This window comes from Bradyrhizobium campsiandrae (assembly GCF_014529705.1).
GTDB lineage: Bacteria > Pseudomonadota > Alphaproteobacteria > Rhizobiales > Xanthobacteraceae > Bradyrhizobium > Bradyrhizobium campsiandrae.
On the sequence record NZ_JAANIH010000038.1, the window covers coordinates 67,516 to 82,596 of the forward strand.

13 protein-coding genes are annotated in these 15,081 nt (G+C 64.9%); 9 read left to right on the plus strand and 4 right to left on the minus strand.

Features of this window, described 5'->3' with window-relative positions:
* Positions 1–77 precede the first annotated feature (77 nt).
* The 4 genes from G8O24_RS25925 to G8O24_RS25940 form a co-directional block, all read right to left on the minus strand.
* Positions 78–872, minus strand: coding sequence for an IclR family transcriptional regulator (locus G8O24_RS25925; RefSeq protein ID WP_188104320.1), 795 nt, complete (start codon positions 870–872; stop codon positions 78–80).
* 97 nt (positions 873–969) lie between these two features.
* Positions 970–2,703, minus strand: a complete 1,734-nt coding sequence (locus G8O24_RS25930) for an FAD-dependent oxidoreductase (RefSeq protein ID WP_188104322.1) — start codon at positions 2,701–2,703, stop codon at positions 970–972.
* 7 nt (positions 2,704–2,710) lie between these two features.
* A complete protein-coding gene (locus G8O24_RS25935) occupies positions 2,711–3,925 on the minus strand; it encodes an ABC transporter substrate-binding protein (protein WP_188104325.1) in 1,215 nt (404 codons plus the stop codon).
* 16 nt (positions 3,926–3,941) lie between these two features.
* Positions 3,942–4,229: a hypothetical protein gene (locus G8O24_RS25940; RefSeq protein ID WP_188104327.1), complete on the minus strand. Its 288-nt coding sequence runs from the start codon at positions 4,227–4,229 to the stop codon at positions 3,942–3,944.
* Between the two features lie 31 nt (positions 4,230–4,260).
* Here G8O24_RS25940 and G8O24_RS25945 point away from each other — a divergent pair, with 31 nt between their 5' ends.
* The 9 genes from G8O24_RS25945 to G8O24_RS25985 all read left to right on the plus strand — a co-directional run.
* Entirely contained in the window at positions 4,261–5,562 is a 1,302-nt protein-coding gene (locus tag G8O24_RS25945; protein WP_188104329.1) for an MFS transporter, read from the plus strand.
* A 294-nt stretch (positions 5,563–5,856) separates the two neighbouring features.
* Positions 5,857–7,206 (plus strand): ABC transporter substrate-binding protein, encoded by a 1,350-nt coding sequence (locus tag G8O24_RS25950; RefSeq protein WP_188104331.1) that lies wholly within the window; start codon positions 5,857–5,859, stop codon positions 7,204–7,206.
* Between the two features lie 97 nt (positions 7,207–7,303).
* Positions 7,304–8,194: an ABC transporter permease gene (locus tag G8O24_RS25955; RefSeq protein WP_188104332.1), complete on the plus strand. Its 891-nt coding sequence runs from the start codon at positions 7,304–7,306 to the stop codon at positions 8,192–8,194.
* Positions 8,191–9,096 carry an ABC transporter permease gene (locus G8O24_RS25960; protein WP_188104334.1) on the plus strand — a complete coding sequence of 302 codons (906 nt, stop codon included), beginning with the start codon at positions 8,191–8,193 and terminating at the stop codon, positions 9,094–9,096. The genes G8O24_RS25955 and G8O24_RS25960 overlap by 4 nt, the downstream gene beginning before the upstream one ends.
* A gap of 18 nt (positions 9,097–9,114) precedes the next feature.
* Positions 9,115–10,221, plus strand: a complete 1,107-nt coding sequence (locus tag G8O24_RS25965) for an ABC transporter ATP-binding protein (RefSeq protein ID WP_188104336.1) — start codon at positions 9,115–9,117, stop codon at positions 10,219–10,221.
* Between the two features lie 19 nt (positions 10,222–10,240).
* Positions 10,241–10,744 (plus strand): (2Fe-2S)-binding protein, encoded by a 504-nt coding sequence (locus G8O24_RS25970; protein ID WP_188104338.1) that lies wholly within the window; start codon positions 10,241–10,243, stop codon positions 10,742–10,744.
* Between the two features lie 2 nt (positions 10,745–10,746).
* Entirely contained in the window at positions 10,747–13,134 is a 2,388-nt protein-coding gene (locus G8O24_RS25975) for a xanthine dehydrogenase family protein molybdopterin-binding subunit (protein ID WP_188104340.1), read from the plus strand.
* A gap of 11 nt (positions 13,135–13,145) precedes the next feature.
* A complete protein-coding gene (locus G8O24_RS25980; protein ID WP_188104342.1) occupies positions 13,146–13,943 on the plus strand; it encodes an FAD binding domain-containing protein in 798 nt (265 codons plus the stop codon).
* Positions 13,944–13,959: 16 nt separating this feature from the next.
* A partial coding sequence (locus G8O24_RS25985) for an amidase (protein WP_188104344.1) occupies positions 13,960–15,081 on the plus strand: 1,122 nt, incomplete at its 3' end.

Sequence of the window (15,081 nt, forward strand, 5' to 3'; positions counted from 1 at the left end):
TGCGGAGACACCCTCTCCCCAACCCTCTCCCGCAAGCGGGAGAGGGGGCGCACCGCGCGATCGGCTCTAGCGAATTTTCACTCCGCTGCGATATTCATGCCGTAGCCGAGCCGCTTCGAAATGCTGCTCGCGCAGTCGCGCAGCGCGTGGGCGATCGGGCTGTCCCAGCGCGCATCGAACGTGCCTTCCGGCCCCATTGCGGTGATGACCAGCGCGACGTGGCCGGCATGGTCGAACACCGGCGCCGAGAATGCATTGACGCCGGGCAGGGGATCGCCGAGCGCGCGGGCAAGGCCGTGCTTGCGGACCTCGTTCAGCATCTCCGCGACCTTGGCGCCCTTCACCACCCGCTTCGGATTATAGCCGACGCCCTGGCGGTCGAGCCCGCTTTCGAGCGCGGCGTTGATCGTCTTCTCTGGCAGGAAGGCCGCGAAGGCGCGGCCCGTGGCCGTCTCCAGCAGTGCCATCACCGAGCCTGCGCGCATCACGATGTGCACGGGCTGGCCCGGCTCCTCGAGCTGCACCACCGTCGGGCCGTGCGTGCCCCAGACGGCGAGCGACACCGCGTGGCCGATCTGGCTCGCCAGCGCGGCGATCTTCGGGCGCGCAATGCGGACGCCGGAGAGGCGGCGCAGGCTGATCAGGCCGAGCTCCAGCGCCAGCGCGCCGATCTCGTAGCGGCCGGTGGCCTCGTCCTGCTCGATCAGACCGATGCGGGAGAAGCTGGCGAGATAAGGATGCGCCTTGGCCGGATTCATGCCGGCCTCGCGGGCGAGATCGCGCAGCATCATCGGCTCGCCGCACCGGGCGAGCGCGCGGAGCAATTCTCCGCCGACCTCGATCGACTGGATGCCGCGGCTTTCTCTCTTCATGCGCCTCCGATGCGCTTGGACTCTCGTTCGAGCATGATCTTTTCGGAAAACCGCTGCACGCTTTGCGCTAACGCGGCCCTTCGGATCCGGATCATGCTTACGCCGCGTCGCGCCTGGCGGCGCTGTCGGCGAGATGACGCCCGGCAATGTAGCCGAAGGTCAGCGCCGGCCCAAGCGTGATGCCGGCGCCGGGATAATTGCCGCCCATGATGCTGGCCATGTCGTTGCCGGCGGCATAGAGCCCGGGAATCACCCGCCCCTCGGCATCGAGCGCGCGGGCGTTCTCGTCGGTGACGATGCCGGCATAGGTGCCGAGGTCGCCTGTGACCATCTTGATGGCGTAGAACGGCCCGTTCTCGATCGGCGCGATGCAGGGATTCGGGCCGTGCATCGCATCGCCCTGGTAGCGGTTATAGGCTTTTGAGCCCTTGCCGAAGGCCGCATCAAAGCCTTGCGGCGCGGTCGCATTGAACTGCTTGACGGTCTCGACGAACGCCGTCGCATCGATGCCGGCCTTCGCCGCCAGCGCTTCCAGCGTCTCGCCGCGCATGAGATAGCCGGTTTGCAAATGACGGCCGAGCGGCATCGGGAACGGCGGCACGCAGCCAAGGCCGTATTTGCGCAGCGTCTTGTGATCGCAGACGAGATAGGCGGCGATCTCCTCGCCGGGCTTGGCGGCCTTGATCATGGCCTGGACGAAGTCGTGATAGGAATTGCCTTCATTGGCAAAGCGCTTGCCGTCGCGGATCACCGCGATCACGCCGGGCTTGGCGCGATCGATGAAATGCGGCATCACGCCCTTGGAGCCGTCCTTGCGCGTCGTCAGCGACACCGGCACCCAGGCGGCCGCGTTCGGCAGGCGATCTTCGACATGTCCGCCCACGCTCTCCGCGAGGCGCAATCCGTCGCCGGTGTTGCCGGTCGGGCCCGGCGAGAAATGCTCATGGCCGGTCGGCGCATGCGGAAACATCTTCTTGCGCCGTTCGACATCATGCGGGAAGCCGCCGCAGGCGAGCACGACGCCCTGGCGGGCGCGAATGCGCACGGTGCGTCCCTCGCGCGAGACGATCGCGCCGGTGACCGCGCCGTTCTCGACCGTCAGCTCGCGCACCGGCGAGGACAGCCACATCGGGATGTTCAGATCCTGCGCGGATTTCGCAAGGCGCCCGGCGAGGGCATTGCCGTTGGTCAGCGTCATGCCACGGCCGTAACGCAGCACATCCATCAGATGCCGCGACAGGCGTTTTGCCACGTAGACCGCCGAGGTCAGCGACTTCGTCACCCGCATGAAGTGGATGATCTCCTTGCCGCTGCCGAGCATCATGCCGAACACGGTGAGCTCGGGCAGCGGCATGCCCAGCGTCTTGATCTGCTCGCCCAGCTCGCGGCCGTCGAACGGGCGCGTCACCATCGAGCGGCCGCCCTGCGCGCCGCCGGGCGCTTCGGCGTGATAATCGGGAAACACCAGCGGCATGTCGAAACGCAGCGCCGTCTTGGTGGTGAAGAAATCCACCGCCTCGGGGCCGGCACTGAGAAACGCATCGACACGCGCAGCATCGAAATTATTGCCGGCTTCGTGGCGCAGATAGGTGCGCGCCTGCTCCGGCGCTTCCTCGATGCCATAGGCCTTCGCCAGCGACGTGCCGGGGATCCAGAGCCAGCCGCCGGAGCGGGCGGTGGTGCCGCCGAAGCGTGGCTCCTTCTCGACAACAAGCACGTCGAGGCCGCGATAGCGCGCGGTGATCGCGGCCGACATGCCGGAGCAACCGGATCCGGCCACGAGCACGTCGCACTCGTATGTTTCGCTTGCGCCAGGCTCGTTGCCGGTCATCAGGGCCTCACTTCTTCAACAGCGGACATTTGGATTCGGAGACCGGGCGGAAGGCGTCCTCACCCTTCACGGTCTTGATGATCTCAAGATAATCCCAGGGCTCCTTGGACTGCTCGGGGGTCTTGACCCGGGCGAGGTACATGTCGCGGATGACGCGGCCGTCCTCGCGCAACTTGCCGCCATGGACGAAGGTGTCCTCGATCGGCAGCTCGCGCATCCTGGCCATCACCTTGGCCGGATCGTCGGTGCCGGCGGCCTTGATCGCCTTGAGATAATGCAGCACCGCGCCGTAGACGCCGGTCTGGATCATGGTCGGCATCACATTGGTGCGCGCGAAGAATTTTTTCGACCAGGCGCGGGTCGCCTCATCCATGTTCCAGTACGAGGCCGTCGTCATGTAGGTGCCCTGCGCGGCCTTCAGCCCGATGGCGTGCACGTCGGTGTCGAACATCAACAGGCCGACGAGCTTCTGGCCGCCCTGGACGAGGCCAAACTCGCCGGACTGCTTGATGGCGTTGTCGGTGTCCTGGCCGGCATTGGCGAAGGCGACCACGTCAGCCTTCGAGCTCTGCGCCTGCAGCGCGAACGACGAAAAATCCGCGGTGTTGGTCGGATGCTTGACGCCGCCGAGCACCTTGCCGCCCATCTCGTTGATGAAGCGGGTGGCGTCCTTTTCGAGCTGCTGGCCGAAGGCGTAGTCGGCGGTGATGAAGTACCAGGATTTGCCGCCTTCCTTGATCACGGCGGAGGCCGTCACTTTCGACAGCGCATAGGTGTCGTAGGTGAAGTGCACGGTGTTCGGGCTGCACAGCTCGTCGGTCAGCGAGCTCGCGCCGGGGCCCGACAGCAGCGCGATCTTGCCCCGCTCGCGCACCATGTTGTGCACGGCGATCGCAATGCCTGAATTGGGAATGTCGACGACCGCGTCGACCTTGCCGTTGTCGAACCAGCCGCGCACGATGTTGACGCCGACATCGGTCTTCATCTGGTGGTCGGCGCTGATGATCTCGATTGGCTTGCCGAGCACGGTCGGCCCGAACTCCTCCACCGCCATCCTCGCGGCCTCGACCGAACCCGGCCCGGAATTGTCGCGGCCCCAGCTCGACAGATCCGTCAGCACGCCGATCCGCACCACGTCGTCGGAGACCTGCGCGCTTGCGACCGAGGTCATGGCGGCCGAGATCATGGCCGCGAGCGTGGCGCAGGCCAGAAGCCCTCTCATCGAAGTTTCCTCTCTTTTATGGGCCGCTTTGGCGCGGCGGGTTGTTATGACGGTAAATTAGATAATGACTAATTAGTTTGTCAATGGCGAATGACGTTGGGGCGAGTTCCATGATCGCCGAGACGATGCTGGCAGCAGCGCGCGCAACTGCCTCAACCGTCATTGCGAGGAGCGCTTGCGACGAAGCAATCCAGGTCCTCAACAGAGAAAGTCTGGATTGCTTCGCTCCGCTCGCAATGACGGGTATGACGAGCAGCGAAGCGAAAAGCCCCTGCAGGTTGCAACCCTCACCGCGATTGGCCATGATGCCCTCCGAAATCTTGGGGCGGACAGCCATGACTGCAGCAACTGCTATCTCCGGCGAATCGGAGCGATCGACGACGGCGCATGTGGTGTGGGCGAGCGCGCTCGGCACCGCGATCGAGTGGTACGATTTCCTGATCTACGGCACCGCTGCCGCGCTCGTGCTCAACAAGCTGTTCTTCCCGAGCTTCGATCCCTTCGTCGGCACGCTCGCGGCGTTCTCCACCTATGCGGTCGGCTTCGTGGCGCGGCCGATCGGCGGCGCCATCATCGGGCATTATGGCGACCGGCTCGGCCGCAAGCGGATGCTGGTCGCGACCATGATCGCGATGGGTCTCGGCACGTTCCTGATCGGCTGCCTGCCGACTTACAGCGCGATCGGCGTGTGGGCGCCGATCCTGCTGGTGATCCTGCGCTTCGTCCAGGGCATCGGTCTCGGCGGCGAGTGGAGCGGTGCGGTGGTCATGGTGGTCGAGCATGCCGGCGCCAGGCGGGGCCTGTATGGCAGCCTGGTGCAGATCGGTTTTCCCGTCGGCGTCGCCGCGTCCACCGGCATTTTCGGCTTGATGACGCAGCTGCCCGAGGCGGACTTCCTGAGTTGGGGCTGGCGCGTGCCGTTCTGGGTCAGCATCCTGCTGGTCGGCGTCGGCTTCATCGTGCGGATGCGGCTCGCGGAAACGCCGCGCTTCAAGGAGGTGGTCGAGCGCAAGGAGGTGCTGGCGCAGCCGGTGTGGGAGGTGCTGCGCCGCGACTGGCGCAGCTTTCTGCTGGCGATCGGCATCACGGTCTCGGAGGTCGGGCTCGCTTATCTCCTCACCGTCTTCGTTGTCCTCTATGCCACGGCCAAACTCGGCGTCCCGCGCCAGGTGATCCTCAATGCGGTGGTCTATGCCGCCATCGTCGAGTTCGCGACGCTGCCGCTCGCCGGCTGGCTGTCGGACATCTTCGGTCGCAAGGCGCTTTACCTCGCCGGCGCCGTGTTCACGGTGGCGCTGGCGTTTCCGCTGTTCTGGTTCCTCGACACCAGGGAGCCCATGCTGATCACGCTCGCGCTGGTGGTCACGATGACGCTGACGCATGCGCTGCTGTTCGGGCCGAAGGCCGCGTTCATGCCGGAGTTGTTTCGCACCCAGGTGCGCTACAGTGGCGCCTCGCTGGGCGCCAATGTCGCAGCCGCGTTGAGCGGCGGCTTCTCGCCGCTGATTGCGACCGCGCTGCTGGCCTGGGCCGGCAGCTACTGGCCGGTGTCGCTCTACATCATCGCGCTCTCGCTCATCACCATCGTCGCGACGTTGATGACGCCGGAGACGGCGCGCGATACGCTGAAATCCTGAGCGCGCCTGCGCATAACCTCGCAAACGACATCGCAAGCGTGATCACCTCTGCCGCGTGAACGGGCCGGCGAGGCCTATTGCCGTGTCTTGCATACACGTCCTGACGTCTTCTTATGCGCTTCTGCCGAAAGCAAATGCAGTGGCCCGATCCATTAGCCGCGTTTATGCGGTGAATTTTTACTTCCAATTTTACTTCGCGAAATCCCGACCCTAGCCTCGCACGCAACGGATCACGAAATGCAGCCGATCAATGGCGATCGGTGCGAGCGTTCATCGTAACCAACGAGGGTTGCCATGTCTGACGGGGCTAAGGGGATGTCCACCTCCAATCCGGCGGGAACGGAGGCGAAATCGACGAAAAAGCTGAGCCGGCGCACGCTGTTGAAGGGCGCAGCCGCAATTGCCGGCGCAGCCGCGGGGTCGGATGCGACCTTGGGATTCCCGACCATCTGGGCGCAGGAGATCAAGGACATCGAGCTCCGCCATGTCGGCGTGTCCTATTCGGTGGTGAAGGCGATCGGTGACCAGGCCGCCAAGGATCTCGGCTTCAAGGTGACGATGCAGAACCTCGACACCTCGGCCGCCATCAACCGTTTCATAAGCCAGCCTAATACAGTCGACATTGCCGACCTCGAGGGCTGGCAAGCCAAGCTCGCCGCCAAGCGCAGCGTGATCCAGGGTATCGAGGTCAAGAAGATCAAGGAGTTCGAGAACATCCTGCCGATCTTCACCAAGGGCGAGATCGACGGCCACAAGATCCCGCGCCAGGGCATCTCGCCCTATGAAGCCATGTACATCTCCAAGCCCGACTCGACCGATCTGCATGACGGCGTCACCGAATGGGCGACCTTCCTGCCGCAGGTCTACAACGCCGACTCCATCGGCTACCGGCCCGATCTCGTCGGCCACGAAGTGACCGAGTGGAAGGACCTGATCGATCCCAAATTCAAGGGCAAGGCCGCGATCCTCGACGTGCCCGCGATCGGCATCATGGATGCCGCGCTCTGCTTCGAGAGTGCCGGGTTGATCAAGTATGGCAACAAGGGCAACATGACCAAGGAGGAGATCGACTTCACCTGCAACAAGCTGATCGAGCTGAAGAAGCAGGGCCAGTTCCGCGCGACCTGGACCACCTTCGACCAGTCGGTGCAGCTGATGGCCGCGGGCGAAGTGGTGATCCAGTCGATGTGGTCGCCGGCGGTCGCTGCCGTGCGCGTCAAGGAGATCCCCTGCGTCTACGCGCCCGTCAACGTCAAGAACGGCAAGGAGGGCTATCGAGGCTGGTGCAACGGCATGGGCCTGATGAAGCATCTCTCCGGCAAGAAGTTGGAAGCCGCCTATGAATATCTCAACTGGTACCTGTCCGGCTGGCAGGGCGGCTTCGTCGCGCGCTACGGCTATTACAGCCCGGTGCCGTCGACCGCGAAGAAGTTCCTCACCCCGGCGGAATGGGCGTTCTGGTACGAAGGCCAGGCCGCGCCCGAAGTGGTGAACGATCCCTACGGCGTGCCGATGGAGAAGGCCGGCACCAAGCGCGACGGCGGCTCGTTCCTAGACCGCGTTAAGAACATCTCGTGCTGGAACACGCTGATGGACGAGGCGGCCTACATGAACAAGCGCTGGAACGACTTCAAGGTGGCCTGAAACCTGCTTTCCCTCAACTCAACTCAACTCAACTCAACGCAGCACCGGCGCCGTCACGCGCCGGTGCGACAGGATCGACGTCGAGGCCATTGCTGATATGCAGCCGAGTCCTAGTCCAACGTTAAGTCCCGCGCGCTCCAATCTTGCCGGCTGGCTCTATGTCTCGCCTCTGGTGTTGGTGCTCGTGCCGTTCTTCGTGGCGCCGATCCTGGTCGTGCTGGCAGCCAGCTTTTTCGCCACGGATGGCTTTGGTGGCCTCACGCCAGGCTTCACGCTCGCAAGCTATGTCGAGGTGCTGCATTCGGCGCTGACGCTGAAGCTGTATCTGGCGACGATCAAGTTCACCGTGCTGACCTGGATCTTTACGCTGATCATCGGCTTCTTCGTCGCCTATTTCCTGGTGTTTCACGTCCGCAACCAGTTGCTCGCGATTGGCCTGTTCCTGCTCTGCACGGTGCCGTTCTGGACCTCGAACATCATCAGGATGATTTCCTGGATTCCACTGCTCGGCAAGGAAGGCCTGATCAACCAGGCGCTGCTGGCGATCGGGCTGATCCATCAGCCGCTGGAAATTCTGCTGTTCTCCGACCTCGCTGTGGTCATCGCCTATGTCCACCAGCTCACGATCTTCATGATCGTGCCGATCTTCAATTCCATGGCACGGATCGACAAGAAGCTGATCGAGGCCGCGATCGACGCCGGCGCCAGCCGCTTCGACATCATGCGGCTGATCGTGGTGCCGATGTCCAAGAGCGGCATCGCGCTCGGCACCATCTTCGTGGTCTCGATCGTGATGGGCGACTTCTTCGTGGTGAAAGTCATGTCAGGCGGCGGCTCGGCTTCGGTGGTCAGCGCGTTCTATGAGGATGTCGGCGTGCTGCAATATCCGACCGCCGCGGCAAGTGCCGTGCTGCTGACGCTGGTGCTGGTTGCGATCGTCTCGCTGATCCTGCGCACCGTCGACATCAGGCAGGAGATCACGCGATGAGCGCGGTTCTCGCCGACATGCCCAAAGCCGACATATCCAAGACGACGACGCCTGCATCGACCAAGGCGATCGCGCCGAGCAAGGGCGGCCGTCCCTGGACCTTCTACGTGCTGGCAACGCTGTTCGCGGCCTACGTGATCGCGCTCTATGGCCCGATGTTCTGCATCTATATCCTCTCCTTCCAGGATATCCGCGGCGGCCTCGTGTTCCCGATGAAGGGCCATTCGCTGCACTGGTTCGTCGATCTCTTCACCCAGGCACGGACCGGCGACGTCAAGGGCTCGTTCGACCGTTCGATCAAGCTCGCGGTCATCGTCACCGTCATCACGGTGGTGGTATCGTTCCTCGCCGGGCTCGGCTTCCGCAAGCGTTTTCGTGGCGACACCTTCGTCTTCTACATGATGATCGGCAGCCTGGTCGCGCCCGGCCTCGTGCTCGGTCTCGGCACGGGGCTGCTGTTCCAGGCGCTGGGGCTGGATGCGAGCTGGTACACCTCGGCACTTGGTGCCCAGCTCTCATGGACGCTGCCGTTCGGCGTGCTCGTGATGTTCGCGGTGATGTCGCGCTTCAACCATGTCTGGGAGGAGGCGGCCTACGATCTCGGCGCCAGCCGCTGGCAGTCGATCTGGCTGGTGATGATCCCAGTGCTCGCGCCCGGCCTCGTCGCCGTCGCGCTGTTCGGCTTCACGCTCTCCTACGACGAGTTCGCGCGCAGTCTTCAAACCGCGGGATCACTGAACACGCTGCCGCTGGAGATCTGGAGCATGACGCTGAACGTTACCTCGCCCTCGCTCTATGCGCTCGGTACGGTGACCACGATCGTCTCCTTCGTGGTCATCGGCGCAAGTCTCGGCACCATCGTGCTGATCCAGAAGAAGCGCGGCAGCCAGGCCAAAGGTTGAGCAAGGGTTGATTCTCGAATGAAGAACGATCGCGGCGATATCGAGCTGGCAGGCGTCTGCAAGAGCTTCGACGGCGTCACCAATGTGGTCGACGGCGTCAACCTGAGGATCGCGGACGGCGCCTATTGCTGCTTCATCGGTCCGTCCGGCTGCGGCAAGACCACCATCCTGCGCATGATCGCAGGCCATGAGGACCCGACCGCCGGCGAGATCGTGATCGGCGGCCAGAACGTCGTTGGTCTCGCCCCGATGCAGCGCCGCACTGCGATGATGTTCCAGTCCTACGCGCTGTTTCCACACCTGACGGTGCGCGAGAACATCGCCTTCGCGCTACGCGTCCGCGGCCAGTCCAAGACGGATCGTTTGCGCGCGGCCGACGCCATGATCGAAAAGGTCAGGCTGACGCAGTTCGCCGATCGCCTGCCGGCGCAGCTCTCCGGCGGCCAGCAGCAGCGTGTTGCGCTGGCGCGTGCCGCGATCACCGAGCCGCGCGTCCTTCTGCTCGACGAGCCGCTGTCCGCGCTCGACGAGCAGCTCCGCGTCCAGATGCGCCAGGAGCTCCGGCGGATGCAGCAGGAGCTCGGCATCACCTTCATCCACGTTACCCACACCCAGCTCGAGGCGATCGCGCTCGCCGATCTCGTCGTGGTGATGGAGCAGGGCAAGATCAAGCAGGCCGGTGCGGCGCGTGATGTCTACGCGCATCCGCACGATCGCTATGTTGCCGAGTTCATGGGCGGCCAGAACGTGCTGTCCGGTCGTGTCGAGAAGGTCAACGGCGCGAGCTTCACGCTGGCGCAGGCGGCACCCTCGGGCATCGAGGTGCCGCTTCAGGCCCGCTCCACGGTCAATGTCGGCGACAAGGTCGACATCGCCGTCCGCCGCGACGATGTCGCGCTGGTCAGGCCGGGCAGGGATTTGCCGCCGGGCTATACCACCTCGCTGCCGAGCCGGGTGCTCGCGATCGAGTATCAGGGCTATTTCGTCAAGGTCATGCTCGACACCGTGCCTGACGATGAGTTCGTCGCCTATGTGCCGGAGAAGACCTTCTTCGCAGATCCCTTCACCGTCGGCGATGTCGTCATGGCCACATGGGCCACCGGCAGCGCGTTGCCTCTCGCCTAAAGCCCCGTCGCGCAGGAGTATGACCTTGCAGATATCCTTCACCCTCAACGGCCGGCCCACCACAGTCGATGTCGAGCCGGCGACGCTCGTCGCCGAGCTCCTGCGCGAGCAGCTCAATCTCACGGGCACCCATATCGGCTGTGACACCAGCCAGTGCGGCGCCTGCGTGGTGCATCTCGATGGTCTACCGGTGAAGAGCTGCACCTTACTGGCGCCGGCGCTCGCCGGCGCGACGCTGCTCACCATCGAGGGGCTGCAAGGCGCCCCCGGATCGAACCAGATGCATCCGATGCAGGAGGCGTTCCGTGAGCATCACGGCCTGCAATGTGGCTTCTGTACGCCCGGTATGCTGATGACTGCGGTCGCGCTCGCGACCGAAAAGCCTGACCTGACCGAGGCCGATGTCCGCCACGGCCTCGAAGGCAATATCTGCCGCTGCACCGGCTACCAGAACATCGTCGTTTCGGTCATGGCCGGCGCCGCCGCCATGAACGCCGCCAAGAACGCTGGGAACGGAGAGTGACCATGGGCAATGTGATCGGCATCGGCGCTGCACCGAAGCGGAAAGAAGACCAGCGCTTCCTCACCGGCCGCGGCAATTACGTTTCCGACATCAAGCGTCCGGGCATGACCGCTGGCGTGTTCGTGCGCTCGCCGCATGGCCATGCGGTGCTGCGCGGCATCGACAAGAGCGCGGCGCTGGCCTCGCCCGGCGTCATCGCTGTCCTGACCGGGGACGACGTCAAGGCCGACGGCCTGGGGTCGCTGCCCTGCGGCTGGGGCATCTCGGACGCCAAGGGTGTGCCGATGAAGGAGCCGCCGTTCCCGATGCTGGCGCAAGGCAAGGTGCGCTTCGTCGGCGACATGGTGGCGTTCGTGATCGCGGAGACGCCGGAGCAGGCGAATGCCGGCGCCGAGCTCTTGAAAGTCGATTATGAGGTGCTGCCCTCCGTGGTCGGCGTGCTCGAAGCCGTCAGGCCAGATGCGCCGCAATTGTTCGACGACGTTCCGAACAACATCTGCTGCGACTGGGAGCTCGGCGACAAGGCTGCGGTCGAAACCGCCTTCCGCAAGGCCGCGCATGTCGCAAAGCTCAGCCTCGTGAACAACCGCCTGATCGGCAACCCGATGGAGCCGCGCGCGGCGATCGCGGAATACGAGCCGGGCACCGACCGCTTCACGCTGTGGACCACCAGCCAGTTCCCGCATGTGGTGCGCTTCCTGATGGGCGCGCTGGTGCTGAACATCCCGCAGCACAAGCTGCGGGTGGTCGCGCCCGATGTCGGCGGCGGCTTCGGTGTCAAGCAGTTCCACTACGGCGAGGAGGCCGTGATCACCTGGGCGGCCAAGCGCGTGAAGCGGCCGGTGAAATGGGTCGCGAGCCGCTCCGAAGGTTACGTCTCCGATCGCCACGGCCGCGATCACGTCACCGAAGCCGAGCTGGCGCTCGATGAAAACGGAAAATTCCTCGCCTTCCGCGTCAACACGCTCGCCAACATGGGCGGCTATCTCTCGACCTTCGGGCCGAACATCCCGACCAATCTGTATGGCCCGCTGCTTGGCGGCGTCTACACCACGCCCGCGATCTACTGCAATGTGAAGGTGGTCTTCACCAACACCGTGCCTGTCGACGCCTATCGCGGCGCAGGGCGCCCCGAGGCCACCTTCGTGCTGGAGCGCATCGTCGACGTCGCCGCCAGCGAGATGGGCATCGACCGCGTCGAGATCCGCCGCCGCAACATGATCCCGAAGGAGGCCTATCCCTATCAGACGCCGGTGCTGGTGCAGTACGATTCCGGCGACCCCATGGGCTGCCTCGACGGCGCGCTTGTGGCCGCCGACGTCAAGAACTTTGGCGTGCGCAAGGCGGCCTCCGCGAGCAAGGGCAAGTTCCGCGGGCTCGGCTATTCCACCTATGTCGAGGCCTGCGGCCTTGCGCCGTCGCGCTTTGCAGGGCGGCTCGGCGCCCGCGGTGGCCTCTATGAGAGCGCCACGGTGCGCGTGCATCCGACCGGCCAGGTCACGGTCATGATCGGCACCCACAATCACGGCCAGGGCCACGAGACGACCTTTGCCCAGATCGTCTCGGACAAGCTCGGCGTCGCCTTCGAGAATGTCGACATCGTGTTCGGCGACACCGACCGCGTGCAGTTCGGCATGGGCACTTATGGTTCCCGCTCCCTCGTGGTCGGCGGCGCGGCGTTGTCCAAGGCGACCGACAAGGTGATCGCCAAGGGCAAGAAGATCGCCTCGCACCTGCTGGAGGCGGCCGAGGTCGATATCCAGTTCGAGAGTGGCAAGTTCTCGGTGGCCGGTACCGACCGCATGAAGACCTTCGAGGAGATCGCGGGCGCGGCCTATGTGCCGCACAATTATCCGCTCGAGGTGCTGGAGCCGGGCCTGGAGGAGCAGGCCTATTACGACCCCGTCAACTTCACCTATCCCGGCGGCTGTCACATCGCCGAGGTCGAGGTCGATCCGGAGACCGGCACGGTGACGCTGGTCAACTACACCGCTGTCGACGACGTCGGCACGGTCATCAATCCGATGATCGTCGAAGGTCAGTTGCACGGGGGTATCGTGCAGGGTGTCGGCCAGGCGCTGTTCGAGAACGCGGTTTATGACGAGGGCTCCGGCCAGCTGCTGTCGGGCTCGCTGATGGATTACTGCATGCCGCGCGCTGATCACCTGCCGATGATGAAGGTCGCGACGCACTCTACCCTCTGCACCCACACGCCGATGGGCGTGAAGGGCTGCGGCGAGGTCGGCACCATCGGCTCGCCAGCCGCCGTCATCAACGCCGTGGTCGACGCGCTGTCGCATCTCGGCGTCACGCATGTGGACATGCCGGCAACGCCGAACCGGATCTGGCGGCTGCTGCAGAACGCGTCGCTGCCCGTGGCCGCGGAATAGGGAGGACGACAATGAAGCCATTCGCCTATCACCAGCCAGAGCAGATCCCCGATGCGGCCAAGCTTCTGACCTCGATCGAGGACAGCAAGCTGGTCGCCGGTGGCATGACGCTGATCCCCACACTGAAGCAGCGGCTGGCGAGCCCGGTCGCATTGGTCGATCTGTCAAAGCTTGGATCGCTCAAGGGCATCACCGACGACGGCCCCAGCATCACCGTCGGCGCGATGACACAGCATGCGGTGGTCGCGGCCTCGAAGCTGGTGCAGACGAAAATCCCGGCTCTCGCGGCGCTGGCCTCGATGATCGGCGACCCCGCCGTGCGGAGCCGCGGCACCATTGGCGGCTCCGTCGCCAACAATGATCCGGCGGCCGATTATCCCGCCGGCGTGCTTGGCCTCGGCGCCACCATCGTCACCAGCACGCGCGAGATCGCGGCGGACAAGTTCTTCCTCGGCCTGTTCGAGACGGCGCTCGAAGCCGGCGAGATCATCACCGCGATTCGCTTTCCGGTGCCGCTGAAAGCGGGGTACGCCAAGTTCAAGGCGCCGGCGTCGCGTTATGCGCTGGTCGGCGTGTTCGTCGCGAAATTCGCCGATGGGGTCCGTGTCGCCGTGACGGGCGCGGGGCCGGGCGTATTCCGCGTGCCGCCGATGGAGGCGGTGCTGTCGGAGAATTTCGATCCGTCCGCGATCGCGGCGATCAGGATCGATACCGACGGCCTCACCTCCGATATCCACGCTGAAGCCGATTACCGTGCGCATCTCGTCACGGTCATGGCCAAGCGCGCCGTCGACGCGGCGCTTAGCTAGCTCCTTAGGGTTGATGATGACTGATGGTACCGGCCGAGCGGCCTTCCCGCCGGCGCCGACTGGCCTTGGCGCGCTGTCTGCAACCGAGATCATGGCTGGTTATCGCCGCAAGGCATTCACGCCGCGTGATGTCGTCGACGACACCATTGCTGCGCTGGAAGCTGCGAACAGAGCCTGCAATGCGGTGGTGACACCGATGTACGAGCAGGCACGGGCAGAGGCCGACCGTCTCACCAGGGAGATGCGCGCAGGCGAGGCCAAGGGACCCCTCGCCGGCGTGCCCGTCACGATCAAGGACCTCGTCTTCGTTGCGGGCGTGCCGGCCTATGCCGGCTCGCCGATGAACAAGAGTTTCGTGCCCGAGGCCGATGCCGCCGTGGTGTCGGCGCTCAAGGCCGCTGGTGCGATCATCACCTGCAAGACCACGACTTGCGAGTCCGGCTACAAGCTGACGGCCGACAGCCCCGTCACCGGCCTCACGCGCAATCCCTGGAATCCCGCGCGTACCAGCGGCGGATCGAGCGGCGGCGCGGCGGCCGGCGTTGCCGCCGGCTGCGGTCCGATCGCGATCGGCACCGACGGCGTCGGCTCGATCCGGGTACCGTCCTCCTTCTGCGGCGTGTTCGGGTTGAAGCCGACCTTCGGCCTCGTGCCGCGCTCGCCCGGCTTCTCGCCGCCGTCCTGGGCCTCGCTCGCGCATACCGGGCCGATCACGCGCACGGTCGCGGACGCCGCGCTGACATTGGAGATCATTGCCGGCTACGACACGCGCGATGCTGCAAGCCTTCCCGTGCCGTCGCGCCGCTTCGACACCACTCCCGGGCGCCTCGATGGCATTCGCATCGGCGCCAGCGCCGATCTCGGCTACGCCGCCGTCAGCGCCGATGTCTGCGCCGCCTTTGGCAAGGCGCTCGCGATTCTCGATTCCTGCGGCGCGCAGGTCACCATGGATGGCCCGGGTCTCGACCCCGGCATCCTCGAGCACACGTTGAAGCCGATCGCCTTCACCGAGCAGGCCGCGGCCGTCGCGACCAAGTCGCCGGCCGATCTTGCCGGCTCCGAAGCGGACTATCGCAATGTCGTCAGCGCCGGCCGGAACTACAGCGGCACGGATTACATCGAGGCGAGTTACCGCCGG

What these genes read in the sequence shown, in the direction of transcription:
- G8O24_RS25925 (WP_188104320.1), bottom strand. Translation starts at nt 872, where the DNA reads ATGAAGAGAGAAAGCCGCGGCATCCAGTCGATCGAGGTCGGCGGAGAA.
- G8O24_RS25930 (WP_188104322.1), bottom strand. Translation starts at nt 2,703, where the DNA reads ATGACCGGCAACGAGCCTGGCGCAAGCGAAACATACGAGTGCGACGTG.
- G8O24_RS25935 (WP_188104325.1), bottom strand. Translation starts at nt 3,925, where the DNA reads ATGAGAGGGCTTCTGGCCTGCGCCACGCTCGCGGCCATGATCTCGGCC.
- G8O24_RS25940 (WP_188104327.1), bottom strand. Translation starts at nt 4,229, where the DNA reads ATGGCCAATCGCGGTGAGGGTTGCAACCTGCAGGGGCTTTTCGCTTCG.
- G8O24_RS25945 (WP_188104329.1), top strand. Translation starts at nt 4,261, where the DNA reads ATGACTGCAGCAACTGCTATCTCCGGCGAATCGGAGCGATCGACGACG.
- G8O24_RS25950 (WP_188104331.1), top strand. Translation starts at nt 5,857, where the DNA reads ATGTCTGACGGGGCTAAGGGGATGTCCACCTCCAATCCGGCGGGAACG.
- G8O24_RS25955 (WP_188104332.1), top strand. Translation starts at nt 7,304, where the DNA reads ATGCAGCCGAGTCCTAGTCCAACGTTAAGTCCCGCGCGCTCCAATCTT.
- G8O24_RS25960 (WP_188104334.1), top strand. Translation starts at nt 8,191, where the DNA reads ATGAGCGCGGTTCTCGCCGACATGCCCAAAGCCGACATATCCAAGACG.
- G8O24_RS25965 (WP_188104336.1), top strand. Translation starts at nt 9,115, where the DNA reads ATGAAGAACGATCGCGGCGATATCGAGCTGGCAGGCGTCTGCAAGAGC.
- G8O24_RS25970 (WP_188104338.1), top strand. Translation starts at nt 10,241, where the DNA reads ATGACCTTGCAGATATCCTTCACCCTCAACGGCCGGCCCACCACAGTC.
- G8O24_RS25975 (WP_188104340.1), top strand. Translation starts at nt 10,747, where the DNA reads ATGGGCAATGTGATCGGCATCGGCGCTGCACCGAAGCGGAAAGAAGAC.
- G8O24_RS25980 (WP_188104342.1), top strand. Translation starts at nt 13,146, where the DNA reads ATGAAGCCATTCGCCTATCACCAGCCAGAGCAGATCCCCGATGCGGCC.